Origin of the sequence: Streptomyces corynorhini (assembly GCF_003346515.1) — a bacterium.
GTDB classification, from domain to species: domain Bacteria; phylum Actinomycetota; class Actinomycetes; order Streptomycetales; family Streptomycetaceae; genus Streptomyces; species Streptomyces corynorhini.
Genome location: NZ_QQNA01000134.1, coordinates 1 through 23,982 on the forward strand (window position 1 = coordinate 1; position 23,982 = coordinate 23,982).

A 23,982-nucleotide genomic window follows, 5' to 3' on the forward strand; every position below is an offset into this window, starting at 1 on the left:
CCCTCACCCTCACCCTCGCTCTCGCCCCCACCGCCTGGGCCTCCTTCACCTCGTACGCGAGCAACAGACGCCACGCCGAAGTCGCACCGAAGTCACACCGAAGTCGCACCGCCGCCGTACCTGCCCCCGGGGACCCCGCAACCTTTCCTCCCCCGGCGACGACATCCACCTGACGACGACTCCACCCCCACCCCGTCAGGAGTTCCGGATGTCCCCCATCAGCTCCCCTCTCAGCTCCCCCCTCAGCCGCAGAGGCTTCCTCGCCGGTACCGCCGCCACCGCTGCCGCCTTCGGCCTCTCCGCCACGGCGGCGACCACCGCACGTGCCGACACCCGCGCCGACACCCGCGCCACCGCCACGCTCTACATCGCGAGCGACTCCACCGCGCAGACGTACAACTCCGGTTACTACCCGCAGGCGGGCTGGGGCCAGACGCTGGCACCGTTCTTCACGTCGAGCATCACGGTGGCCAACCACGCGATAGGGGGCCGTAGTTCGCGCTCGTTCATCGAGCAGGGGCGGCTCGCCGTGATCCATCAGGCGATCAGGCCGGGCGACTACCTCTTCGTCCAGTTCGGCCACAACGACGCGACCACCACCAACCCCGAGCGCTACACATCGCCCGCCGACTACAAGGAGTACCTGCGCAACGACTACATCCGCGCCACCCGCGCGCGAGGCGCGACGCCGGTCGTCGTCACCCCCGTCTCCCGGCGCTCGTACAACGCGTCCACCGGGCAGTTCAACGTCTCGTTCCCCGCATACGTCGACGCCGCCAAGGCCGTGGCCGCCGAGGAGGGCGCGCCGCTCGTCGATCTGTCGGCGCTCAGCCGCGCCTACCTGAACGGGATCGGCCCCGAGGCAGCCAAGGGGGTCTTCCTGTGGCTGAGCCCCGGCCAGTACCCCAACTTCCCGAACGGTGTCTCCGACGACACCCACTTCCAGCAGTACGGCGCGACCCAGATGTCCCGCCTGGTCGCCCAGGCGACGTCCCGGCTCGGGCTGCCGATCTCCGGTGAGGTGAGGCCGGTCGCCGGCTGACCCCGGCCGCCGTACCGGCCGGTGCGGCGTGGCCGCCTCCGGGAGGAGCCGGTCACGCCCGGGAGGAGGCCGACCGCCAGTGGCTCACCAGGGAGCTGACGAGGATCGCCACTTCCACCGCGATGGCCGCACAGCCCACCGCCAACTGCCAGACCGGCAGACCGGCCGAGAAGGCCGACCAGGTCAGGCCGACGGTCACGGCCAGGGTCAGCGCGGACGAGCGGACGCCGTCGCGCAGCCACCAGCGCTCGTGGGGCGTGGCGTCCTCGTCGGCGAGCCGCACCGCGTACGGGCCCACCGGCCCGAACTCCTCCTCGGGCCGCGCCCCGGTGGCCCGCAGATGTTCGGCGGCCTCGGCGGTCAGCTCCGCCGCGCGGGCGGCGCGGATCCCGTGCTCTTCCTTCAGCTGCCGCGTCAACTCACGCAGCCAGCCCTCGGTACCGGTGCCCGTACCAGCGTCCGTACCGGTACCGGCCCGAGCGGCCTTCGCCGTGTCGGCGGCGGAGTCCGATCCGTGCTTCAGCCCCCAGTAGAAGAGCGGAATCCCCAGGACGGACAGGGTGAGGGCGGGGATCCGGCCGAGGTCGGTGGCGGGCAGGGTGGTGAAGGCGACGGCGGCGAGTACGACCAGGACGGCGGTGGCGACCCCCCAGCCGACGGCGGCGCGCACCCGGGAGCCGGAGAGGGTGAACGTCACGTTGCCGCCCGTCGCGGCGAGAACGACGAGCACCACGCCGACCAGCCCGGCCAACGTCACCGGGAGCATGGCCCCCTCGACGATCCAGAGGACCGGACCGGCCAGGAGGAGGACGCAGCCGATTGCCATGAGAGCGGCGCCGACGTGCTCGGCGTGCGTGCCGGTGCTCCCGGCACGGTCCTCGGGCGGGATGCGCTCCTGCACGACGACGGCCGCGTACTCCTCCGCGGGACCGAATGCCTCCTCAGGGGTCTCACCGGTCGCCGCGCAGTGCTGGGCGACTTCGTCGAGCACCACGTCGGCCGTACGGTGGCCCACCGAGCGGTCGGCCAGGGCCAGCCTCAGGCGGGCGCTCCAGCGCGTGTCCACATCGGTCATGACGACTCCTTCGTGTCGGACGTGTCAGATGTGTCGGATGTGTCGGACGTATCGGTTTTCAGCAGGTGGTCCATCGCGGCGGAGAACTGCTGCCAGCTCCCGGCCTCTTCCGTCAGGCGCGCCCGGCCCGCCTCGGTGACCCGGTAGACCTTGCGGCCGGGGCCGCCGTCCCCCGGCTCCCAGCGGGCCTCCACCAGCCCGTCGGCCTCCATCCGGCCGAGCACCGGATACAGCGCGCCGCCGCGCACGGCCCCGAAGCCGCGGGCGGCCAGCTCCTGCACCAGCGCGTATCCGTGCTGGTCACCGCGGGCGAGGATGGCGGCGAGCGCCAGGGGCAGCGTTCCGCGCAGCCAGCTCGCGGCAGGATCCTTCGTGGACACTCTGTAGTCACCACCTCTAGCTACTCGCATATATCGACTAGTTCTTTTTCAGAGTAGCGACTGCCGACCACCGCGTCCAGCCCCGGATACGACCGGAGACGACCAGCCACCCCCAACCACCCCCGGGTACGACCGGATACGACCGGGTACGGCCGGATACCAAAAAAGGCGCGGGGCAGAGCCCCGCGCCTCCCTCCTCCACCCCCGCGCCCCGCTACAGCGCGCCCCGCACCCGGGGGTACGCCACCTCGTCCGGCAGCCGGTACCCCAGCGCCACCAGCCGCTCCGCGACGTCCGCCGGGCTCCTGCCCGTCAGGCTCGCCGCGCGCAGCACATGCTCCAGATGGACGTTGTCCAGCAACGAGCACGTGGGCTCGACCGCCGCCAGCAGCCGGACGTCCGCCGCGTCCGCGACCTCGGGCAGCCGCGCGTTCCCCGGCAGCCGGTGCCCCATCGAGGCCAGCCGCTCCGCGACGTCCGCGGGCGCCCGCCCCGTGGCGAGGGCCGCGCGCAGGAGATGGCGCGGCTGCACGCCGACCACCCGGTTCACCCTCAACCAGGGCCACCGGCCGTCGAGTTCCTCACTGAGCAGCACGAAGTCGTCCGGCTCAGGCGTCTCCGGTACGGTGCCCGCGTCGATCTCCAGGCCCAGCACCCGCAGCCGGGCGACGATCTCCGACGGGCGGCGGCCCAGCTCCCGCGCGACGGCCAGGATGTGCCCGCCGGACCTGCCGCCGTCACCGAGGATCCGTTCGTCCTCCGGCTCCGGGGTGTACGGCAGCCGGAAGCCCAGCGCGACCAGCCGCCCGGCAGCGGCGTACGGCGAGCAGCCCAGCTCGGCGGCCACGTCGAGCACCTGCCTCGCCGACACCTCCGCGCCCCGCTCCAGCCACGTCCCGTCGCCCCGGGCGTCCGTGCGGATCAGCCCGATGTCCCGGGGGTCGGCGCTCTCGGGCAGCGGCGGATGGCCGACGCCCGTCCCGATCTGGTAGCCGAAGGAGAGCAGCAGGCGTTCGGCCTCGGCGGGGCTGCGGCCCGTGCGCCCCGCCCCCTGGAGTACATGGCGCAGCGTCAGGGGCGCGCCGAGTCCGGCCCACCGGCCGAGGTGGCCGTCCCTGACCTCGGTGTTGGCCAGCAGGACGTCCTCGCGTGCCACCGACACCGGCAGGGTCCCGGCGGGCAGCTCGATCTCGGCGTACCCCAGCGCGGTCAGCCGCGCCACCACGGCCCCGGGGCTCCACCCCGTCGTGGCCGCCGCGAGCAGGACATGTCCGTACGGCACCGTTTCGTCGGACGTGCGCCAGGGGGCCGAGCCCCTCAGCTGGTAACTGGTGATCAGGAGGTCGTCCCGGTCCTCGAACTCGGGGGTGCGCCTCATCGCGAAGCCTTTCGGAGGGGTACGGGGACGGCGACGGCGAAACCACCGTGCCCGGTGCTCATTCGGCCACCGCGATGTAACGGCCGTCCGCGTCGTCGGCCATGTAGTCGACGTCGCTGTAGTCCTCCGCCTCCTGCCGCCCGATCAGGTTCACCCGCACCCCGGTCGGTTCCAGCTGCGTCCAGATCCGCAGCATCATGGCGTGGCTGAGGAAATGGTGCGAGAGGTCGAGTTCCTTGAGGTGGGTGAGCGGCCGGCCGCCGAGCAGCGCCTCGGCGCCCGTGTCGGAGAGCGTGCCCATCGACAGGCTCAGTGAGGCGAGCCGCTCCACGACGGGCGCGGTGGCGAACGCGGCGGCGAACTCGTCCTGGAGGGGGCTGTTCTGCACACCGAGGTGACGCAGGTTCTGCTTGCCGGTCCCGGCGAGCAGCGGGGCGAGCTGAGCGACGGTCGTCCCGCCCCCGTAATCCTCGTCGCCGAGCCACAGCTCCAGCCGTTCCAGCGCGGGCAGTTCGGCCGCAGCGATCTGCTCCGCCGCCTCCGGCGGCAGCCCGCCGGACTCGACACGCAGCACGCGCAGTCCCTCATGGCCCGTCACGGGGAACGCCAGGCCCTGACCACCGCGCACATGCAGCTCCCGCAAGCCGGGGAACGCCGCCAGGAACGGTCCGAGATCGGACTGGCCTATCCAGGAGACCATCGCCTCGTCCTCCTCCAGGTCGCCGAGGAAGACCGCCTCCAACGCGGTTAACCGGTAGGCGAGTTCGGTGAGGAAGCGCTCTCCGCCGCCGCCGTCGGCGTCGTACCAGGGCTGGCCGAGGATCACCGCCCGTACCTTCTCCAGCTCGACCGACTCGGTGAAGCGCCTCCAGCAGACCTCCACGTCCTCGTCGGTGGCATACGGCCCGCACTGGAACCGCCAGGCGACGGCGTCGGGATCGGGCAGCTCCTCGGGGTGGGCGTACGGCGGAAAGGTGCGGACGGGCAGTCCGTAGAACTGCTCGACGTGACGGACGGACAAGGTGCGGCTCCCGGGGCTCCGAAGACATGGGCGACGACGCGCCATGTTCTACCAGCCGCCACCGACAACCGGCCCTCGCCCCAGGTCGGGCCAGGCCCGTTCGGTCACTCTCCGATGTCAAAGGGAGTGCGCCGCGAGGAATTTCCGGACGCGGAGGAGCGGCCGACGAGCCACCGCGGGAGGGTCAACCGCCGTTACACAGGGCCCTGCTGACGGGACAGGATCCGGACATCCGCGAGATCGTTTCATGAACACCTCAGCCCTAGAGTTGGCGATGTCAGCAGGTCACACCCGTAACCAACGAGTCGACGGAGATCTCCCATGCGTTCGTACCTCGCCGCCCGCTCCACCCGCGTCGTCCTGGCTGTCACCGCCACGGCGGCACTCGCCACCGGCCTCACCGCCTGTGACGACGACGACCTCGCCGCAGGCGGCTCCTCGACCCCCGCGGCCTCGACCACGGGCGGCTCCGGCAGCTCCGGCGGCTCCGGCGGCTCGTCGGACAAGGGGGGCACCGACGGCGGCAGCACCAAGGAAGACGGCGTCGAGCAGTCCTGCGGCACCAACGACCTGGACTTCACGGTCGCCAAATCGGATGTCACCGGCTACCTCCTCGTCTCCGCCAAGGCGAAGTCGGGCATCAGCTGCCAGCTGGCAGGCAGCGCCCCCCTCGTCCTCTTCAGCTCCGCCGAGAAGACCACCGCCTACCCGGCCGAGCTGATGAAGAAGCCCGCCGACGACTTCCTGAAGCTCTCCGGCTCCACCACCGCCTACGCCACCCTCATCCCCAACACCACCAGGGCCGAAGGCACGCCGGAGTTCAAGCAGGTGGACATCACCGTCGACGCCAAGGACTCCCACACCGCGGCTCTCGATCTCCCCGGCTCCTACGCCGTCGACGACGCCGCCGTCACCAGCTGGTACAGCAGCGCCGCCGACTCCACCCCCGACGCCAACTGACGTGCCCGCGCGAGGCGTTCCGCGCCGGGCAGCCGAGCAGGAGTTGTCCGGCACCTGCCTCCCGAGCAGGACTCGTCCGGCACCTGCCTCACAGCTTCCGCGCGGCCTCCGTCGCCCAGTACGTGAGGATCATGTTCGCGCCCGCGCGCTTGATGCCCGTCAGCGTCTCCAGGATCGCCGCGTCCCGGTCGATCCAGCCCTTCTCCGCCGCCGCCTCGACCATCGCGTACTCACCGGAGATCTGGTACGCCGCCACCGGCACGTCCGTCTCCGCGGCGATGCGCGCCAGGATGTCGAGGTACGGCAGAGCCGGCTTGACCATGACCATGTCGGCGCCCTCCGCCAGGTCGAGCGCCAGCTCGCGCAGCGACTCGCGGACGTTGGCCGGGTCCTGCTGGTAGGTCTTGCGGTCACCCTTGAGCGACGAGCCGACGGCCTCGCGGAAGGGGCCGTAGAAGGCGGAGGCGTACTTCGCGGTGTACGCGAGGATCGACACGTCCTCCTTGCCGATCGTGTCGAGCGCGTCGCGGACCACCCCGACCTGGCCGTCCATCATGCCGCTGGGGCCCACCACATGGGCGCCGGCGTCGGCCTGGACCTGGGCCATCTCCGCGTACCGCTCCAGCGTCGCGTCGTTGTCCACGCGGCCCTCGGCGTCCAGTACCCCGCAGTGGCCGTGGTCGGTGAACTCGTCGAGACACAGGTCCGACATGACGAGCAGGTCGTCGCCGACCTCTTCCCGTACCGCCCGGATCCCGGCCTGGAGAATGCCCTCGGGGTCCGTGCCCGCCGACCCCGTCGCGTCCTTCTTGTCCTCCTCGGGAACACCGAAGAGCATGATCCCGGAGACCCCGGCGGAGACCGCCTCCACCGCCGCCTTGCGCAGCGTGTCGAGGGTGTGCTGGACGACACCCGGCATCGTGGAGATCGGAACGGGCGCGCTGACGCCCTCCCGGACGAACGCGGGGAGGATGAGGTCGGCCGGGTGCGGCCGGGTCTCGGCCACCATGCGCCGCATCACCGGGTTGACCCGCAGCCGCCGGGGGCGTGCGCCGGGGAAGGATCCGTACTCAGTCATCGTCAGTCGCCTCTTGCCCCTCATGGGTGTCCTTGCGTCCGCGCGGCCGCTTCGTGCGCACGGGGCCACCTTCGACGATAGCCCCGGCGGCCCGTCGGCCTTACCGACACCGAGACCGGCAAACGCGAGACCGGTAAACACACAACCAGCGAACGCGAGACCAGCGAACGCGAGACCGGCAAACGCACGGCGCGGCCCGGCCGCCGAGGCAGCCGGACCGCGCCACTGGGATCACCGAGGATCAGGTCGTCGTACGCCGTCTCCTGCTGCCGGGACGCCGCTCGCTGGGGCGAGTGACCGTTTCACCGGCCTCCTTCGCCGCCTCCCGGCGCTGCGCGCCGAATTCGGCCAGCGCCTCCGTCAGCTTGTGCACCGACGGCTCGGGCGACAGGACGTCGACGCGCAGACCGTGCTCCTCGGCGGTCTTCGCCGTCGCCGGGCCGATACACGCGATCACCGTCACATTGTGCGGCTTGCCCGCGATGCCGACCAGATTCCGTACGGTCGAGGACGAGGTGAAGAGCACCGCGTCGAAGCCGCCGCCCTTGATCGCCTCCCGGGTCTCGGCCGGCGGCGGCGAGGCGCGCACGGTGCGGTACGCGGTGACGTCGTCGACCTCCCAGCCCAGCTCGATCAGCCCCGCCACCAGCGTCTCGGTGGCGATGTCGGCGCGCGGCAGGAACACCCGGTCGATCGGGTCGAAGACCGGGTCGTAGGGCGGCCAGTCGTCCAGCAGCCCGGCGGCGGACTGCTCCCCCGACGGTACGAGGTCGGGCTTGACGCCGAAGTCGACGAGCGAGGCGGCGGTCTGCTCACCCACGGCCGCGACCTTGATCCCGGCGAAGGCGCGCGCGTCGAGCCCGTACTCCTCGAACTTCTCCCGCACCGCCTTCACCGCGTTGACCGAGGTGAACGCGATCCACTCGTAGCGCCCGGTGACCAGGCCCTTGACGGCGCGCTCCATCTGCTGGGGCGTGCGCGGCGGCTCGACCGCGATGGTCGGCACCTCCTGCGGAACCGCGCCGTACGACCTGAGCTGGTCGGAGAGCGACGCGGCCTGCTCCTTGGTGCGCGGGACGAGGACCTTCCAGCCGAACAGCGGCTTGGACTCGAACCACGCGAGCTGGTCGCGCTGGGCTGCCGCGCTGCGCTCACCGACCACGGCTATGACCGGCCGGTGCCCCTCAGGGGAGGGCAGCACCTTGGCCTGCTTGAGGATCTGCGCGATGGTGCCGAGCGTGGCGTTCCACGTGCGCTGCCGGGTGGTGGTGCCGCCGACGGTGACGGTCATCGGGGTGTCCGGCTTGCGGCCCGCCGCGACCAGCTCGCCCGCGGCGGCGGCGACCGTCTCCAGCGTGGCGGAGACCACCACCGTGCCGTCGCTGACGCCGATCTCGGACCAGCAGCGCTCACCGGCCGTCCGGGCGTCCACGAACCGTACGTCCGCGCCCTGCGCGTCGCGCAGCGGCACCCCGGCGTAGGCCGGCACGCCGACCGCGGCGGCGATGCCGGGGACGACCTCGAAGGGGATACCGGCGGTGGCGCAGGCGAGCATCTCCGTACCCGCGTCGCCGTCGAGGCCCGGGTCGCCCGCGACCGCACGGACCACCCGCCTGCCGCCCCGCGCGGCCTCCATGACAATATTGGCCGCATCCCGGATCGCGGGGATCCCGGCGGCTGCTGACACATCGTCAACAACCGTCAGCGCAGGGGTGCTCACACCCGCCCTCGCATGGCTCCGTACGACGTCGAGCACATCCGGCTCGGCGATCAGTACATCAGCACCCGCGAGCGCCTCGACGGCGCGGAGTGTCAGCAGACCCGGATCTCCGGGTCCGGCACCTAGGAAGGTGACGTGCCCCGATGCGGAGCAGGCCGGAAGGTCAGAGGTGGTGGGGCTCAAAGTGCTCGCTCCCCCATAAGACCGGCCGCACCCTTGGCGAGCATCTCGGACGCGAGTTCGCGCCCGAGCGCGGACGCGTCGCTGTGCGACGTGGGTACGGGACCGGTGGTGGACAGCTGCACCAGCGTCGAGCCGTCGGTCGTGCCGACGACGCCGCGCAGGCGCATTTCGTTGACAACCTGTCCGTCGGCCAGCAGGTCGGCCAGCGCACCCACAGGTGCGCTGCAACCGGCCTCCAGGGCGGCGAGCAGGGAACGCTCGGCGGTCACGGCGGCCCGGGTGTACGGGTCGTCGAGTTCCGCGAGCACAGCGGCGAGGTCCACGTTGACCGCGGCGCACTCGACAGCCAGCGCCCCCTGACCGGGGGCGGGCAGCACGGCGTCGACCGACAGGAACTCGGTCACCTCGTCCGTCCTGCCGATGCGGTGGAGCCCGGCGGCGGCGAGCACGACGGCGTCGAGTTCCCCGCTGCGGACGTAGCCGACGCGCGTGTCGATGTTCCCGCGGATCGGTACGGTTTCGATGGTCATCCCGCGGCCGCGGGCGTACGCGTTGAGCTGCGCCATCCGGCGCGGCGACCCCGTACCGACGCGGGCGCCCGCGGGCAGCTCATCGAAGGTCAGCCCGTCGCGCGCGACCAGCGCGTCCCGGGGGTCCGCGCGCGGCGGTACGGCCGCCAGCGTCAGGTCGTCGGGCTGCGTGGTCGGCAGGTCCTTCAGGGAGTGCACGGCGAAGTCGACCTCCCCGCCGAGCAGCGCGTCGCGCAGCGCGGTCACGAAGACGCCGGTGCCACCGATCCGCGCGAGGTGCTCGCGGGAGGTGTCTCCGTACGTGGTGATCTCGACCAGCTCGACGGAGCGGCCGGTCAGCTCACTCACCGCGCGCGCCACCTGCCCCGACTGGGCCATGGCCAGCTTGCTGCGCCTGGTGCCGAGCCTCAGTGGCCCCAGTGCCTTCTCGGTCATACTCGCCCTCTGCCTACACCGTCGGTGTCATTCAGGTCGGCCCGGCTGACGGCGGCGACCGTCTGCGGGTCGAGGTCGAAGAGTTCACGCAGCGCGTCCGCGTATCCGGCGCCGCCGGGTTCGCCCGCGAGCTGCTTGACCCGCACGGTGGGCGCGTGCAGGAGTTTGTCGACGACGCGGCGCACGGTCCTGGTGACTTCGGCGCGCTGCTTGTCGTCGAGATCGGGGAGCCTGCCGTCGAGGCGCGCTATCTCGCTGCTGACCACCTCGGCGGCCATGGCGCGCAGCGCGACCACGGTCGGGGTGATGTGAGCGGCGCGCTGGGCGGCGCCGAAGGCCGCCACCTCGTCGGAGACGATGGTGCGGACCTGGTCGACATCGGCGGCCATCGGGGCGTCGGCGGACGCCTCGGCCAGCGACTCGATGTCCACGAACCGGACGCCGCCCAGCTGGTGCACGGCGGCGTCGATGTCACGCGGCATGGCCAGGTCGAGCAGCGCCTGCGGCGCGGTGCGTCCGCGCAGGGCGGCCTCGACGGCGTCGGCGCCCAGCACCAGACCGGTCGAGCCGGTACAGGACACGACGATGTCCGCGCGGGCCAGCTCGGCGCCGAGGTCGTCCATGGGGACGGCGCGCGCGGCGACGCGGGCGGGCCCCGGCTGGCCGAGGATCTGTACGAGCCGCTCGGCACGCGCGGGCGTGCGGTTGGCGACGACGATCTCCTTGACGCCGATGCGCGCGAGCGTGGCGGCGGCCAGCGAGGACATCGAACCGGCGCCGATGACCAGCGCGCCACTGTCCTTGGCCCACGCCTCGACGGCCTTCCCGGCGGCGAGCTGTTCGAGGCCGAAGGTGACCAGGGACTGACCTGCGTGGTCGATGCCGGTCTCGCTGTGGGCGCGCTTGCCGACGCGCAGCGCCTGCTGGAAGAGGTCGTTGAGCAGCCGGCCCGCGGTGTGCAGGTCCTGGCCGAGCGCCAGCGCGTCCTTGATCTGGCCGAGGATCTGGCCCTCGCCGACGACCATCGAGTCCAGCCCGCAGGCCACCGAGAAGAGGTGGTGGACGGCCCGGTCCTCGTAGTGCACATAGAGATAGGGGGTCAGCTCGTCCAGGCCGACGCCGCTGTGCCGGGCGAGGAGCGTGGACAGCTCGGCGACCCCGGCGTGGAACTTGTCCACGTCGGCGTACAGCTCGATGCGGTTGCACGTCGCGAGGACCGCCGCCTCGGTGGCGGGCTCGGCCGCGAGCGTGTCCCGCAACAGCTCGGTCTGCGAGTCGGTGGGCAGCGACACGCGCTCCAGCACGCTCACCGGCGCGCTGCGGTGGCTCACTCCGACGACGAGGAGACTCATGCCGGCATCACCGCCGGAACCTCGCCGTCGGGCCCCTTGCGCTCGTCCGACGCGGTGTTCGCCGCGGTGTCCGACGCGGTGTTCGCCGCGCCGGACGACGTGCCCGAGGCGGTGCTCGTGCCGTCGACCGCGCTCTCGCGGGCCGCGGGCGGCAGGGCGGCCTCGGCGGCGGCTGCCCCCTCGCCCGCCTTGCGCTGCTCGTGGAAGGCGAGGATCTGGAGTTCGATGGAGAGGTCGACCTTGCGCACGTCCACGCCCTCGGGCACGGAGAGCACGGTCGGCGCGAAGTTCAGGATCGAGGTGACCCCGGCGGCCACCAGCCGCTCGCACACCTGCTGAGCGGCCCCGGCGGGGGTGGTGATGACCCCGATCGAGACACCGTTGTCGGTGATGATCCTCTCCAGGTCGTCCATGTGCTGGACGGGCATGCCGGCGACCGGCTTGCCGGCCATCGCGGGGTCGGCGTCGATCAGCGCCGCGACCCGGAAGCCACGGGAGGCGAACCCTCCGTAGTTGGAGAGGGCGGCGCCGAGATTACCGATCCCGACGATCACGACCGGCCAGTCCTGCGTCAGTCCCAGCTCACGGGAGATCTGGTAGACGAGGTACTCGACGTCGTAGCCCACTCCGCGGGTCCCGTAGGAGCCGAGGTAGGAGAAGTCCTTGCGCAGCTTCGCGGAGTTGACCCCCGCCGCCGTCGCGAGTTCCTCGGAGGAGACCGTGGGCACGGAACGCTCGGACAGAGCGGTCAGCGCCCGCAGATACAGCGGAAGCCGGGCGACGGTGGCCTCGGGGATTCCTCGGCTACGGGTCGCCGGTCGGTGAGTTCGGCCAGTTGCCACGGTGCTCCTGCGGGATGAGCGGGGCTGTAGGCGGCCGTATGTCCCAGGACCGCCCCGTCGAATGCAGGCTATGTCTTTGTGAACGCGTGCACAAAGATGGTGTCCGCTTTGTCCGAGCAAAGTGACCGGGGTCACGCGTTCTGATCCGGCCATCACGGAACCGCCGACCGCTTCAGCCCGTTGCACACACGAAGGGGGCAAAACCGTACACACTCCTCTCGAATACGCCCCCGAGGCCGCTTCACGCGCCCTCCCGGGACTGCTCCCCCATCCACCGGCGCCGCCGCTCGCGCCACGTTCGTGGCGGGAAGCGTGATCACCGGACGAAAACCCGGCAAAGCGCCCACGATGGTAACCGTCTTTCCCTTCAGCCCCCCAGTTCTCGACGGAGCCGATCGGCGTCCACCCGCCAGAACGTGTGCTGCTCGCCGTCGATCAGGACCACCGGGATCTGCTCCCAGTACGCCCGGTGCAACGCTTCGTCCCGGGAAATATCCTTCTCCTCCCAAGAGGCACCGGTCCGCTCGCACACCTCCGCGACCACCGCACGCGCGTCATCACACAGATGGCACCCCGGCTTCGAGACAAGCGTCACCACCCGCTCGCTCGCCTTCTTCTTCGTCGTACGCCGCAACAGAGGACTCATGCGGGCCATTCTCCGCCCGCACGCCCCACGGAGTCCCCGGTTGTCCACAGCCGCACACCCTCCGCATGATCGTCGGATTTACGCACCGGTCGTGGAGAGTTCACCGCGTCGCGGCCTCGCCCGTCCGTGGACGTCCCGCGGACTGGCTATGCTCGCCATATGGCCGCACTGGGATGGCTCACTCCTCGTAGACGCTCCGCCACCGCACGGAGCGTGCTCGCGGGCGAGGCCGCAGCCGAGGCGGGGCTGAAGTCCACGCAGGAATCACCGGATCCGTCCACCACGCGCGAGGACGGCGGGAAGAGCGCCCACGAGGTGCCGGACTTCCCCGTCTTCGGGGACGACCGCGCCGCCGCGTTCTTCGATCTCGACAACACCGTGATGCAGGGCGCCTCGATCTTCCACTTCGGCCGCGGCCTGTACAAGCGGAAGTTCTTCCAGCGGCGGGAGCTGGCCCGGTTCGCCTGGCAGCAGGCGTGGTTCCGGCTGGCCGGGGTCGAGGACCCCGAGCACATGCAGGACGCCCGCGACAGCGCGCTGTCCATCGTCAAGGGCCACCGCGTCTCCGAGCTGATGTCCATCGGCGAGGAGATCTACGACGAGTACATGGCCGACCGGATCTGGCCCGGCACCCGCGCCCTCGCCCAGGCCCACCTGGACGCGGGCCAGCAGGTCTGGCTGGTGACGGCCGCCCCCGTCGAGACCGCCACGATCATCGCCCGCAGACTCGGCCTCACCGGCGCCCTCGGCACCGTCGCCGAATCGGTCGACGGCGTCTATACGGGCAAGCTCGTCGGCGAACCGCTGCACGGCCCGGCGAAGGCCGAGGCCGTCCGCGCCCTGGCCGCCGCCGAGGGCTTCGAACTGGACCGCTGCGCGGCCTACAGCGACTCGCACAACGACATCCCGATGCTCTCGCTCGTCGGCCACCCCTACGCCATCAACCCGGACACCAAACTGCGCAAGCACGCCCGTCGGCTGGAATGGCGGCTGCGCGACTACCGGACCGGCCGCAAGGCGGCCAAGGTCGGCATCCCCGCCGCCGCCGGAGTCGGCGCCATCGCGGGCGGCACGGCCGCCGCCGTCGCCCTGCACCGCCGCCGCCGCTGACGCCGGCCCGCCCGACGCCACGCCACGCCACGCCGAAGCGCTCCGTATCCCGCACGGCCCGCCCGCATCCCGTACGGCCCGCCCGCGCCCCGGACGGGCCGTACGGCCGTGTGCCCGCGACACCGAGTAGCCCGTAAGGCGACAAGCCCGCACATATGCGCGTACGTACAGATGCCCGTGATCGAGCCCGGCGTTCTAGCCGCACAGGCCGGGCCGTCGTCACTCAGACACAACCCATCACGAGAGCAAGCAGATCTTGACTCAATCCGATCAGTAAATGGTCACCACGTGCGACTAGATACGCCGCATAGGCGTCACGGAAGCGACGTAATCGATGATTTGAGCAACTGGGTGTAGCACTGCCTGTACGAAGCGTTATTCTCCTCAGACGCATACCGGACCCCACCCGTCGCTACGACGAGTGAACGGTCCCGCACTGCACGTGATGGAAGCTCTGCCTCTGGGAGTCCCGTGTACCCACACGTCGGGGTTGACGCCTCGGGCCTGGCTACGCTGCGCGCAACGGTCCTCGACCACTTGCGCGGCTTCGTCCCCACCGCGTACGCCGTCCCCGCCCTCGCCGCACCGGCCCCTGCCGTGAGCGGCCCTATCGGTCCTTGTTATGCCCTGGCGAGCGGTGGTGCGGCAGTCGGCAGACGGGGAAGCCGCAGCAGCACCACCGCCTCGACCACCGCCCGCCGGCCGGCCGCCGACAGCGACAGCGCACGCATGATGGAACTCGTCGAGCGCGCCCAGGCCGGTGAGGCCGAGGCCTTCGGCCGGCTGTACGACCAGTACAGCGACACCGTCTACCGCTACATCTACTACCGCGTGGGCGGGAAGGCGACCGCGGAGGACCTCACCAGCGAGACGTTCCTGCGCGCCCTGCGCCGGATCTCCACGTTCACCTATCAGGGGCGCGACTTCGGCGCCTGGCTGGTCACCATCGCTCGGAACCTGGTCGCCGACCACTTCAAGTCGAGCCGGTTCCGCCTCGAAGTGACCACGGGCGAAATGCTCGACGCCAACGAGGTCGAGCGCAGCCCGGAGGACTCCGTCCTGGAGTCCCTCTCGAACGCGGCCCTGCTCGAAGCCGTACGGAAACTCAATCCCCAGCAGCAGGAGTGCGTCACACTGCGCTTCCTCCAGGGCCTCTCGGTCGCCGAGACCGCCCGGGTCATGGGCAAGAACGAAGGAGCGATCAAGACCTTGCAGTACCGGGCCGTACGCACACTGGCCCGGCTGCTCCCGGAGGACGCCCGCTGACCGGTGGCGCCTCCTCAGCGCCACCGCTCGCCGCCGTGGGGCCGGCGTATCCCCGCCGGCCCTCCCCCGGCCACCCCTCCGCCCGTCCTCGTCTCCCGCGTCCGCCCCTCGGAACCCAACTCACAGTCGGTGACGCCTCGATGACGCACTGGTCCGATCATCCTCCGTGCGTAACCCAAGTGCCGCGCCGCTCGTTGTGCGGGATGCAGGCTCCCTGCGGTCACGCCATGCCCGCGGCCACTCACTCATTCGTGTGGAGGCGCTCAAGGCGTGCAACCTTCCGGACCCCCAGGGGAGTCGATCGTCATGACGAGAGGAGGTGCCGCCAGTGATCGCGAACGTTTCGGGGCACCGGCGGGCGAACGCCTTCGCCCAGTCCCTGGAAGACCAGACGGTCCAGGGAGCGGCGGGGGACGAGCCCGCCGAGTCGGTCGAACCGGCCGAACAGGGGCGGCTGTTGGCCCTGGCGCGTGGTCTCGGCGAACTGCCGAAACCCACGCTGGATCCCGAGGTCAAAGTGGTGCAGCGAGCACAGCTCGTGGCAGCCATGGAGGCCATGCTTCAGGAGGGCACGGCCGCCGGGGAGGTGTCCCCGGGACCTACGGTGCCGGAGCAGCGGACCTCCGGCCGGGGCGCGCACCGGGCCTCCCCGCTCCGCAAGCTGCGCCCGAGATCCCGGTGGACCAAGGGCCTCGCGGCCGGCGGACTCACGGTGGGTGTCGCGGCGGGAGCCTTCGGCGGGGTGGCCGCTGCCAGTTCCGACGCCCTGCCCGGTGATTCGCTGTACGGGCTGAAGCGCGGCATGGAGGACATCAAGCTCAATATGGCGGGCGACGAATCCGCCCGTGGCGAGGTGTACCTCGACCATGCCTCGACCCGGCTGAGCGAGGCCCGCCGACTCATGGAGCGCGGCCGTTCCGGTCCGCTCGACCACGAATCGCTCACCGAGATCCGGCGCACCCTGAGCGGGATGAAGCACGACGCGACCGAGGGCCACCGCCTGCTCCACCAGGCGTACGAGCGGGACGGCTCCATCGGCCCGATCGCGACCCTCTCGTCGTTCTCCGCCTCGCACCGCCAGGCGTGGGACGGGCTGCGCGAGCGGCTGCCCGTCCAGCTGACGGACGTGGGCAACGAGGTCAGCTCGGTCTTCGACGCCATAGACGAAGAGGTCGCGCCACTGAAGTCACTGCTGCCCAGAACACCCGAGAAACACCAGAGCACCCCGCGTCCGGGCTCCCCGGAGCACCCCGGCGGCTCCGGTGGCCATCCGGCGAACTCCCCCGCGGCACCGTCCGCCCCCGCCAAGAGCCACGAGGAGGGCGGCGCCGCAGGCCCGCACACCGGGGACAAGCCCAAGCCGTCGGGTCAGGACTCCAGCGGCCCGTCCGAGGAAGGACTGCTCGGCGGCAGCACGGGCGGCCTGCTCGACCCGCCACCGGGCAGCGTCATCCCCTCGCCGTCGGAGAACAGCAAGGAGACCCCTGAGCGTCCGGCGCCGAACGTCACGATCCCCCCGCTGCTGCCGGACCTCCTGCCGGGACTCGGCATCAAGGCCGAAGACGCGGACTGAGCCCAAGCCCCGCGTTCGTCGGCCGTGATCGCCGGACGGGGTCGTATGCGACCCCGTCCGGCGATCACGCATGCGTAAGCCCGGCCCACGTCACCTACGTACGAGGCCCGTCACGTACGTACACGGCGCTGTCACGCGGGTACGCGGCCCTTTCATGCGCGTACGCGGCCCGTCAGAAGAACACCGACCGCCGCTGCACCAGCAATTTGTAGAGCGTGTGCTGGATCTGCTCGCGCACCTGATCCGTCAGGTTGAACATCAGCATCGGATCCTCCGCCGCCTCCGGCGGATACCCGTCCGTCGCGATCGGCTCTCCGAACTGGATCGTCCACTTCGTCGGCAGCGGCACCATGCCCAGCGGCCCCAGCCAGGGGAACGTGGGCGTGAGCGGGAAGTACGGCACCCCCAGCAGCCGCGCCAGCGTCCGCGCGTTGCCGACCATCGGATAGATCTCCTCGGCGCCCACGATCGAGCAGGGCACGATCGGCACCCCCGCCCGCAGAGCCGTCGACACGAATCCGCCCCGGCCGAAGCGCTGCAGCTTGTAGCGCTCGCCGAACGGCTTGCCCAGCCCCTTGAAGCCCTCCGGCATCACCCCGACGACCTCACCGCGCCGCAGCAGCCGCTCCGCGTCCTCCGCACACGCCAGCGTGTGCCCGGCCTTGCGCGCCAGCTCGTTGATCACCGGGAGCATGAAGACCAAATCGGCGGCCAGCAGCCGCAGATGCCGGTCCGCCGGATGGTTGTCGTGGACGGCGACCTGCATCATCAGGCCGTCCAGCGGCAGCGTCCCCGAATGGTTGGCCACCACGAGCGCCCCGCCGTCCGACGGGATGTTCTCGATGCCCTTCACCTCGACCCGGAAGTAGTTCTCGTACAGCGGCCGGATCAGCGACATCAGGACCTGGTCGGTCAGCTCCTCGTCATAGCCGAACTCGTCGACCGGGTAGTCGCCGGTGACGCGGCGGCGCAGAAACGCCAGACCGCTCGCGATCCGCCGCTCCCAGCCGTTGCCGCCGTCCCGCCCCGAGTCCTGCCCCGAGTCCTCCGCGGAGTCCTGCCCGGGGGGCGCCCCTTCGGCGCCCACGGGCTCCCGCGCCGCCTCCCGCCCATCCGGAGGAGCGCCAGGCTCCGGTACGGGCGCCAGCGGGCCGCCCTGCCGCCCGGACGGGCGTTTCCCCGCCGCGTCCTTGGCGTGCTGCCTGCGGCCGCCCGCGCCGCCGGTCCCGCGGCGGGGCCTGGGATCGTCACCGAAGGGGAGGACCTTGGCGTCAGCCATGTCGGATGCGCTCCTTGCTGGCGAGAGTGACAAGACGGGAGAGCCCGTCGACGGTGCGCGCCGCGGTCCCGGGCGGTACGAGGCCGGCGCCCCGGCCGCGCGCGAAGTCCGCGAACGCCTCGGCGGTCGTATAGGACGGCGTGAAGCCGAGCGTCTCGCGCATCTGGTCCGTGCTGACCACCCGGCCGTGGGTCAGCAGCCTGACCTGCTCCGGCGCGAAGTCCGTCACGCCCACGGCCCGGAGCGCAGAACCGACCCAGGTGACGGCGGGCAGCACGACGGGCACCGTGGGCCGCCCCAGCCGCCGGGCACACTGCGAGAGCAGCAGCACGCCGTCCCCGGCGATATTGAACGTCCCGCTGTTGAGCGTGCCCCTCCGCGGCCCGTCCGAGGCGATCATCAGCACGTCGACGACATCGTCCTCGTGGACGAACTGGAGCCTCGGGTCGTAGCCGAGGACCGTCGGCAGCACGGGCAGCGAGAAATAGTCGGCGAGCGGGGTGTCCGCCGAAGGGCCGAGGATATTGGCGAAGCGCAGCACGCAGACCGCGACGTCGGGCCTGCGTCGCGCGAAGCCGCGCACGTACCCCTCGACCTCCACCGCGTCCTTGGCGAAGCCGCCGCTCGGCAGCGACTTGGGCGGGGTGTTCTCGGTGAAGACCGCCGGGTCGCGGGGCGCGGCGCCGTACACGCTCGTGGTGGACTTCACCACCAGCCGTTCGACCGTCGGCGACTTCTGGCACGCGCCGAGCAGTTGCATCGTGCCGATGACGTTGGTCTCCTTGACCGCCGCCCGGCCGCCGGAGCCCAGCGGCGTCCCGGAGACATCGAGGTGCACGACCGTACCGACACCGTATTCGGCCAGCACCCGCCCGATGGCGGGCCGGCGGATGTCAGCGCGGACGAATTCCGCGTCGTCCAGTGGATGCTCGGGAGGGACGACATCCACCGCGATCACCCGGTCCACCCCGGGTTCGCGTTGAACGCGCCGTACGAACCGGCCTCCGAGCTGTCTGGCCGCTCCGGTCACGAGCACGACCTTGCCCAAGATCAGCGCCTTCCTCTGGCTCCCGACGGCTCCCGACGGCTACCCACGCTCCCGACAAGGCTCCGTACGGCTTCGTACGGCTTCGCACGACTCCTTACGCGTCACCGTAGCGCTTCGGGCACGACAGCACCGAGGCCCTCCCACCGGGAATCGGTGGAAGGGCCTCGGATGCACGAACAGCTGCCGCCTACTTCTTGTTGCGACGCTGAACGCGGGTGCGCTTGAGCAGCTTGCGGTGCTTCTTCTTGGCCATCCGCTTACGCCGCTTCTTGATAACAGAGCCCACGACTACCCTCGCTCACTTCTCTTCACTCGGTGCGGGGCGTCTGGGCCCACACGACCTACGTCGGCCTAGCCTACCCGCCGCCGAGTGAGGGACGTAATCCGAGGGAACTCCTAGGCCGACTCGACCCCCACAAAGGACTCGCGGAGGTACTCGTGAACCGCTTGCTCCGGAACCCGGAATGACCTGCCCACCCGGATCGCCGGCAGATGACCGCTGTGCACCAAGCGGTACACGGTCATCTTCGACACTCGCATCACCGAGGCGACCTCCGCCACGGTAAGGAACTTGACCTCGTTGAGAGGCCTCTCGCCAGCAACCATGATCCACCTGTACCTTCCGCACCCGACGGCCACCGGCTTCCCCTCCGGTAACTCTTCGTCGCTGTGCGCTCACAACCCAGAGTAGGGGCGGGTGATGCGAGTGGGGAAGAGGAGCAGCCTCCGGCCGTTTACTGTGACAGACACGCCCGATTGAGTACATAGCGCGTAAGCGGCCGGTACGACGCGGAGCGCGCGGAGTCATCAAGCGGAACGGCCACGGACACCCGCCCCTCGGCCTCGCCGACGAACAGCGCGGGATCCCCCGTATCGGCCAGACCGATGGCCTCAATGCCCAGCTGACCTGCCCCGCAGACCCATCCGTGGTCCCCGACGACCAGCTCGGGAAGGGGGTCGCCGCCCTGGGCCAGAGCGTCCAGAACGACCCGAACCGGCAGTGGTGAATGGGTATGTGCGCCGGTGTCACTCCCCAGGGCCCGCGCGCCGGGTTCCCGCACCAGCGCGACTCCCCGTACGTAGTCAAGGTTGCACGTACGTACCCCGAACCGGGTCGTTATGTCGATACATCGGCCCTGCGCGGGAGTGAGAACGAGGCATCCCGCCGCCGACAAAGCGTCTGCCAGCTCCGCGTAGAAGGCGAGGAGCCGGTGCGGATGTCCCGTCCCGAACAGCACAGGAGCCCGCTTCGCGACGGCCGCCCGCAGCCGTTCGGCGAAGGCGTCGAGCGCGGTCAGGGTACGTTCGGGGTCGATGGTGTCGGGCCCGGACACCTGATCGGAATCGCCGGAAACCCCGCACTTGTCGACCATGAGTCTGAGCAAGTCCTGCTCGTTCCATGCCCATTCCGGATCGAGTCCGAGCATCACCCGTGGATCGCGATCGGCGAAAAGACGGTAACTGCGCAGACTCGCCGCGCGTGAAGTGGCCACAGGACCGGCCAGCCTGGCCGCCAGCAGATGCGCCCGCAGGGCTCCCTTGCTCAACACCCCGCCGATGCTGCCGCCCAGGACCGCGGCCCGGGGCCGGAACCCGGGACAGACCCCACGGTTGGCGTAACGAACGTAACGTCCCTACCGCGACAAGCGGTTACGCGAGCAGCCCCCGCAGCGGGAACACGGCCTTCCGCGTCGCCAGCACCGCCTGGTCCAGCCGGTCCGCCGGATCGTAACCGGCCTCCCACGGCTCCCAGCCGGGCTTGCGCCCGTCCGTCATCCGCCCGGGACCCAGCTGCCGTGTCCGCGCGTACACCTCGTCCCGCCACTCGGCCGGCACCAGCGACTCCGGATCGACCGGCGCGTGCGCCGCGATCCCCACCAGATGGGTCCAGCAGCGCGGCACCACGTCCACCACCGCGTAACCGCCTCCGCCGAGCGCGATCCACCGACCGCCGTCCACATACTCATGGGCCAGATCGTGGCAGGACGCCTGCACGGCACGCTGCGCGTCGAGCGACACCGCCAGATGCGCCAGCGGATCCTCGAAATGGGTGTCCGCGCCGTGCTGCGTCACCAGCGCCTGCGGCCGGAAGTCCGCCAGCAGTTCGGGCACCACCGCGTGGAACGCCCTGAGCCACCCCTCGTCCCCGGTCCCGGCCGGGAGCGCCACGTTCACCGCGCTGCCCTCGCCCGCCCCGGCGCCGGTCTCCTCCGGCCAGCCGGTCTGCGGAAAGAGCGTACGGGGATGCTCGTGCAGCGAGACCGTCAGCACCCGCGGATCCTCCCAGAACGCCGCCTGGACGCCGTCCCCGTGATGCACGTCCACATCGACATAGGCGACGCGCTCCGCCCCCAGCTCCAGCAGCCGGGCCACGGCCAGGGCCGCGTCGTTGTAGACGCAGAACCCGGAGGCCGCCCCCGGCATGGCGTGGTGCAGACCGCCCGCGAAGTTCACCGCGTGCGCGCACTCCCCGCGCCACACGGCCTCGGCCGCGCCGACCGACTGCCCGGCGATCAGCGCCGACGCCTCGTGCATCCCCGCGAACGCCGGATCGTCCACCGTGCCCAGCCCGTAGGCCGGTTCGGCGCCGCGCGGATCGAGCGAGGCGCGCCGTACCGCGTCCACATAGTCCTGGTGGTGGACCAGCCGCAGCGTCGAGTCCCCGGCCGACGGCGCCGCGACCACGTCGACCGCCGCGTCGAGCCCGCAGGCCCGCACCAGTCCTCTGGTCAGCGACAGCCGCACCGGATCCATCGGATGGTCCGGGCCGAAGTCGTAACCCGTCACCGCCTCATCCCACATCAACCACGCGTGGCCGCTCATGCCCGCCACCGTATCGGTCCGGCCGTGGACCGAACGAGCGGGCGTACCCGAGAGTCACCAGGACCATCACCATCGGTACGAGCATCGCCCCGCGGTAGCTCCAGGCGTCCCCGAGCGCCCCCACGAGCGGCGATCCGACCAGAAACCCCACATAGTTGAAGACATTGAGCCGGGCCACCGCCGCGTCACTGCCCCCGGGGCTGTTCCGCTCCTCCGCGAGCCGCCCGGCCGCCGCGAAGGTCTGCGGCACGATCACACACAGCCCGAGCCCGAGCAGCGTGAACCCGAGAATCCCCACCCAGGGCCCCGGGGCCAGCGCCACCACGGCGAACCCCGCCCCCGCCAGCACCGACCCGCACCGCACCACCGCCACGGGCCCGAACCGCCGCACCCCGAGATCCCCGACCGCGCGCCCCAGCAGCGTGGTGACCATATAGGCGTTGTACGGGACGGTCGCCAGCTCCTCGGAGCCACCGAGCACGTCCTGAAGGTATTTGGCGCTCCAGTTCGAGACCGTGGAATCACCGATATAGGCGAAGGCCATGACGAGGCAGAGCGGCAGCAGCAGCCGGAACGCGACGGGGGTACCGGCGACGGGGCTACCGGCGCCCGCGGCCCCGCTCTTCCCCGCGCCCCGTCCGGCGCCCCGCCCCGCGTCGGGGCCCGCGTCGGGGCCCGCGTCGGGGCCCGCGTCGGGGCCCGCGTCGGGGCCCGTCCGACGCGCGGAATCCACGTACCACCGGCTGCCCACCAGCGCGGCCGGCAACAGCACCGCCACCACCGGGAGATACGCCATCAGCAGCGGCAGCCCCCAGTGCGCGCCCGCCCAGGCGAGCGAGGCCCCGGCGATCCCGCCCAGGCTGTACGCCGCGTGGAATCCGAGGATGATGCTGCGCCGGTACGCCCGCTGGAGGCTCACTCCGAGCATGTTCATGGACGCGTCCAGCCCGCCGACGGCCAGCCCGAAAGCGGCCAGCGAGACTCCGAGCTGCCAGCGCTGGTCCCCGGCCCCGACGCCCAGGAGGGAGAGGAGGACGACGGGCTGGGCCCAGCGCAGCAGCGTCCCTGGCCGCACCCGGGCGACGAGCTTCTCGGTGGCGACGCTGCCGGCCCCGGCCAGGATCGGCACGGCGGCGAGAAACGCGGGGAGCAGTCCGTCGGATATCCCGTACCGCGTCTGGATGGCGGGGATCCGGGTGACCAGCAGTGCGAACGTCACCCCCTGGACGAAGAAGGAGAGCGCCAGTGAGACCCGACCGTGCCGCGACCGCGCATCCGTCATGGCCGCACAGCGTAGGGCGCCGCGCTACCCCTGGGTAGATGGATCAGGCCACGGATCGGCCGAGCAGCCCGGGAAGTTCGGCCATGTCGGCGAAGTGGCCGGTGGCGTCGGACAGCCTCTCGACGGGGGTCATCGCCGTGAACGCGTACACGTCCATACCGGCTGCCCTGGCGGCGGTGACCCCGTGCGGGCTGTCCTCCACCACGACGCAGCGCTCGGGCGCGACGCCCATGCGCTCGGCGGCGTGCAGGAAGAGATCCGGGGCCGGCTTGCCCCGGCCGACGTCCTGGGCGCTGAAGATGACCCGGTCCTCGAACAGCCGGTCCAGCCCGGTCGTACGGTGTCCGACCCGGATCCGCTCATGGCTGCCGGACGAGGCGACGCAGTACGGCACCCCGTCGGCGGCCAGCTTCTCCACCACGTCGACGGCGCCGTCCACCGGGCGCAACTCCCGCTCGAAGGCGGCGAAGACCCGGGCGTGGAGCACGTCGTCGAAATCCGCGGGCAGGGCGCGCCCGGTCCGCTCCCGTACCAGGTCGTGGACGCGGTGTACCGCGGCGCCCATGTAGTCGCGCAGGCAGTCCTCGTAGGAGGTGGGATGGCCCAACTCGGTGAGGTAGGCGGCCAGGATGGTGTTGGAGATCGGTTCACTGTCGACGAGCACGCCGTCGTTGTCGAAGATGACCAGTTCGTAGCGCATGCTCTTGAGCCTAATCGGCCCCCGCCGCCGAACAACGACCCTTGAACGCAGAAATGCCCCGCACCAGAAGGTGCGGGGCATTCCCACAATAATTGTTCGGCGGCGTCCTACTCTCCCACAGGGTCCCCCCTGCAGTACCATCGGCGCTGTGAGGCTTAGCTTCCGGGTTCGGAATGTAACCGGGCGTTTCCCTCACGCAATGACCACCGAAACACTATGAAGATATCCAACAACTGACGCATCTAATTAGAAACGCCAC

The 23,982-nt window shown here is 71.1% G+C and carries 23 protein-coding genes and 1 rRNA gene; 5 read left to right on the forward strand and 19 right to left on the reverse strand.

Annotated elements, in window-relative coordinates; all coding sequences use genetic code 11:
* Positions 1-208 precede the first annotated feature (208 nt).
* Positions 209-1,042: a rhamnogalacturonan acetylesterase gene (locus tag DVH02_RS17840; RefSeq protein ID WP_114624810.1), complete on the forward strand. Its 834-nt coding sequence runs from the start codon at positions 209-211 to the stop codon at positions 1,040-1,042.
* A 52-nt stretch (positions 1,043-1,094) separates the two neighbouring features.
* On the opposite strand, the gene DVH02_RS17845 is transcribed toward DVH02_RS17840, so the two are convergent.
* The 4 genes from DVH02_RS17845 to DVH02_RS17860 form a co-directional block, all read right to left on the reverse strand.
* Entirely contained in the window at positions 1,095-2,117 is a 1,023-nt protein-coding gene (locus tag DVH02_RS17845; protein ID WP_114624811.1) for a hypothetical protein, read from the reverse strand.
* Positions 2,114-2,497, reverse strand: coding sequence for a PadR family transcriptional regulator (locus DVH02_RS17850; protein WP_199566334.1), 384 nt, complete (start codon positions 2,495-2,497; stop codon positions 2,114-2,116). Before DVH02_RS17850 ends, DVH02_RS17845 begins: the two co-directional genes overlap by 4 nt.
* A 214-nt stretch (positions 2,498-2,711) precedes the next feature.
* Positions 2,712-3,875, reverse strand: a complete 1,164-nt coding sequence (locus DVH02_RS17855; RefSeq protein ID WP_114624813.1) for a wHTH domain-containing protein — start codon at positions 3,873-3,875, stop codon at positions 2,712-2,714.
* Positions 3,876-3,933: 58 nt separating this feature from the next.
* Positions 3,934-4,896 carry an STM4015 family protein gene (locus tag DVH02_RS17860; protein ID WP_114624814.1) on the reverse strand — a complete coding sequence of 321 codons (963 nt, stop codon included), beginning with the start codon at positions 4,894-4,896 and terminating at the stop codon, positions 3,934-3,936.
* Positions 4,897-5,217: 321 nt separating this feature from the next.
* Here DVH02_RS17860 and DVH02_RS17865 point away from each other — a divergent pair, with 321 nt between their 5' ends.
* Complete coding sequence (locus DVH02_RS17865) at positions 5,218-5,856, forward strand: DUF4232 domain-containing protein (RefSeq protein ID WP_114624815.1); 639 nt, start codon at positions 5,218-5,220, stop codon at positions 5,854-5,856.
* Positions 5,857-5,944: 88 nt separating this feature from the next.
* On the opposite strand, the gene hemB is transcribed toward DVH02_RS17865, so the two are convergent.
* The 6 genes from hemB to DVH02_RS17895 all read right to left on the reverse strand — a co-directional run bounded on the left by hemB (position 5,945) and on the right by DVH02_RS17895 (position 12,642).
* Positions 5,945-6,934, reverse strand: a complete 990-nt coding sequence (gene hemB, locus DVH02_RS17870) for a porphobilinogen synthase (RefSeq protein ID WP_114624816.1) — start codon at positions 6,932-6,934, stop codon at positions 5,945-5,947.
* Between the two features lie 241 nt (positions 6,935-7,175).
* Positions 7,176-8,837 carry a bifunctional uroporphyrinogen-III C-methyltransferase/uroporphyrinogen-III synthase gene (locus DVH02_RS17875; protein ID WP_114624817.1) on the reverse strand — a complete coding sequence of 554 codons (1,662 nt, stop codon included), beginning with the start codon at positions 8,835-8,837 and terminating at the stop codon, positions 7,176-7,178.
* The gene (gene hemC, locus DVH02_RS17880; RefSeq protein WP_114624818.1) at positions 8,834-9,802 is read right to left on the reverse strand and encodes a hydroxymethylbilane synthase; all 969 of its coding nucleotides are present in this window, start codon (positions 9,800-9,802) and stop codon (positions 8,834-8,836) included. The genes DVH02_RS17875 and hemC overlap by 4 nt, the downstream gene beginning before the upstream one ends.
* Positions 9,799-11,154 (reverse strand): glutamyl-tRNA reductase, encoded by a 1,356-nt coding sequence (locus DVH02_RS17885; protein WP_114624819.1) that lies wholly within the window; start codon positions 11,152-11,154, stop codon positions 9,799-9,801. Before DVH02_RS17885 ends, hemC begins: the two co-directional genes overlap by 4 nt.
* Positions 11,151-11,996: a redox-sensing transcriptional repressor Rex gene (locus tag DVH02_RS17890; protein WP_114624820.1), complete on the reverse strand. Its 846-nt coding sequence runs from the start codon at positions 11,994-11,996 to the stop codon at positions 11,151-11,153. Before DVH02_RS17890 ends, DVH02_RS17885 begins: the two co-directional genes overlap by 4 nt.
* Before the next feature lie 367 nt (positions 11,997-12,363).
* Positions 12,364-12,642 carry a glutaredoxin family protein gene (locus tag DVH02_RS17895; protein ID WP_114624830.1) on the reverse strand — a complete coding sequence of 93 codons (279 nt, stop codon included), beginning with the start codon at positions 12,640-12,642 and terminating at the stop codon, positions 12,364-12,366.
* Between the two features lie 159 nt (positions 12,643-12,801).
* Between DVH02_RS17895 and DVH02_RS17900 the strand changes: the two genes are divergently transcribed.
* The 3 genes from DVH02_RS17900 (at position 12,802) to DVH02_RS17910 (ending at position 16,591) form a co-directional block, all read left to right on the forward strand.
* Positions 12,802-13,752 (forward strand): HAD family hydrolase, encoded by a 951-nt coding sequence (locus tag DVH02_RS17900; RefSeq protein WP_114624821.1) that lies wholly within the window; start codon positions 12,802-12,804, stop codon positions 13,750-13,752.
* A 471-nt stretch (positions 13,753-14,223) separates the two neighbouring features.
* Complete coding sequence (locus DVH02_RS17905; RefSeq protein ID WP_114624822.1) at positions 14,224-15,018, forward strand: ECF subfamily RNA polymerase sigma factor, BldN family; 795 nt, start codon at positions 14,224-14,226, stop codon at positions 15,016-15,018.
* A 328-nt stretch (positions 15,019-15,346) separates the two neighbouring features.
* Positions 15,347-16,591: a DUF5667 domain-containing protein gene (locus DVH02_RS17910; protein ID WP_114624823.1), complete on the forward strand. Its 1,245-nt coding sequence runs from the start codon at positions 15,347-15,349 to the stop codon at positions 16,589-16,591.
* A 172-nt stretch (positions 16,592-16,763) separates the two neighbouring features.
* On the opposite strand, the gene DVH02_RS17915 is transcribed toward DVH02_RS17910, so the two are convergent.
* From DVH02_RS17915 to rrf, 9 genes are all read right to left on the reverse strand, one after another.
* Entirely contained in the window at positions 16,764-17,870 is a 1,107-nt protein-coding gene (locus DVH02_RS17915; RefSeq protein ID WP_114624824.1) for a lysophospholipid acyltransferase family protein, read from the reverse strand.
* Entirely contained in the window at positions 17,863-18,918 is a 1,056-nt protein-coding gene (locus DVH02_RS17920; protein WP_114624825.1) for an NAD-dependent epimerase/dehydratase family protein, read from the reverse strand. The genes DVH02_RS17915 and DVH02_RS17920 overlap by 8 nt, the downstream gene beginning before the upstream one ends.
* Before the next feature lie 187 nt (positions 18,919-19,105).
* On the reverse strand, positions 19,106-19,204 hold the full coding sequence (locus DVH02_RS17925) for a 30S ribosomal protein bS22 (protein ID WP_003948845.1): 99 nt from the start codon (positions 19,202-19,204) through the stop codon (positions 19,106-19,108).
* Positions 19,205-19,314: 110 nt separating this feature from the next.
* Positions 19,315-19,524 (reverse strand): helix-turn-helix domain-containing protein, encoded by a 210-nt coding sequence (locus DVH02_RS17930; RefSeq protein WP_158575903.1) that lies wholly within the window; start codon positions 19,522-19,524, stop codon positions 19,315-19,317.
* Between the two features lie 128 nt (positions 19,525-19,652).
* Positions 19,653-20,468, reverse strand: a complete 816-nt coding sequence (locus DVH02_RS17935; RefSeq protein WP_114624827.1) for a phosphatase — start codon at positions 20,466-20,468, stop codon at positions 19,653-19,655.
* Positions 20,469-20,568: 100 nt separating this feature from the next.
* Positions 20,569-21,741, reverse strand: a complete 1,173-nt coding sequence (locus DVH02_RS17940) for an acetoin utilization protein AcuC (RefSeq protein ID WP_114624831.1) — start codon at positions 21,739-21,741, stop codon at positions 20,569-20,571.
* Positions 21,710-23,023, reverse strand: a complete 1,314-nt coding sequence (locus DVH02_RS17945; RefSeq protein WP_114624828.1) for an MFS transporter — start codon at positions 23,021-23,023, stop codon at positions 21,710-21,712. Before DVH02_RS17945 ends, DVH02_RS17940 begins: the two co-directional genes overlap by 32 nt.
* Before the next feature lie 43 nt (positions 23,024-23,066).
* Positions 23,067-23,723: an HAD family hydrolase gene (locus DVH02_RS17950; RefSeq protein ID WP_114624829.1), complete on the reverse strand. Its 657-nt coding sequence runs from the start codon at positions 23,721-23,723 to the stop codon at positions 23,067-23,069.
* 94 nt (positions 23,724-23,817) lie between these two features.
* Positions 23,818-23,934 (reverse strand): 5S ribosomal RNA (rrf, locus tag DVH02_RS17955).
* Positions 23,935-23,982: the final 48 nt, after the last annotated feature.

Bases quoted from the DNA above. Each gene is read 5' to 3' on its own strand.
- DVH02_RS17840 (WP_114624810.1), top strand. From the start codon at position 209: ATGTCCCCCATCAGCTCCCCTCTCAGCTCCCCCCTCAGCCGCAGAGGC.
- DVH02_RS17845 (WP_114624811.1), bottom strand. From the start codon at position 2,117: ATGACCGATGTGGACACGCGCTGGAGCGCCCGCCTGAGGCTGGCCCTG.
- DVH02_RS17855 (WP_114624813.1), bottom strand. From the start codon at position 3,875: ATGAGGCGCACCCCCGAGTTCGAGGACCGGGACGACCTCCTGATCACC.
- DVH02_RS17865 (WP_114624815.1), top strand. From the start codon at position 5,218: ATGCGTTCGTACCTCGCCGCCCGCTCCACCCGCGTCGTCCTGGCTGTC.
- hemB (WP_114624816.1), bottom strand. From the start codon at position 6,934: ATGACTGAGTACGGATCCTTCCCCGGCGCACGCCCCCGGCGGCTGCGG.
- hemC (WP_114624818.1), bottom strand. From the start codon at position 9,802: ATGACCGAGAAGGCACTGGGGCCACTGAGGCTCGGCACCAGGCGCAGC.
- DVH02_RS17885 (WP_114624819.1), bottom strand. From the start codon at position 11,154: ATGAGTCTCCTCGTCGTCGGAGTGAGCCACCGCAGCGCGCCGGTGAGC.
- DVH02_RS17895 (WP_114624830.1), bottom strand. From the start codon at position 12,642: ATGAGTCCTCTGTTGCGGCGTACGACGAAGAAGAAGGCGAGCGAGCGG.
- DVH02_RS17900 (WP_114624821.1), top strand. From the start codon at position 12,802: ATGGCCGCACTGGGATGGCTCACTCCTCGTAGACGCTCCGCCACCGCA.
- DVH02_RS17915 (WP_114624824.1), bottom strand. From the start codon at position 17,870: ATGGCTGACGCCAAGGTCCTCCCCTTCGGTGACGATCCCAGGCCCCGC.
- DVH02_RS17930 (WP_158575903.1), bottom strand. From the start codon at position 19,524: ATGGTTGCTGGCGAGAGGCCTCTCAACGAGGTCAAGTTCCTTACCGTG.
- DVH02_RS17940 (WP_114624831.1), bottom strand. From the start codon at position 21,741: ATGAGCGGCCACGCGTGGTTGATGTGGGATGAGGCGGTGACGGGTTAC.
- DVH02_RS17945 (WP_114624828.1), bottom strand. From the start codon at position 23,023: ATGACGGATGCGCGGTCGCGGCACGGTCGGGTCTCACTGGCGCTCTCC.
- DVH02_RS17950 (WP_114624829.1), bottom strand. From the start codon at position 23,723: ATGCGCTACGAACTGGTCATCTTCGACAACGACGGCGTGCTCGTCGAC.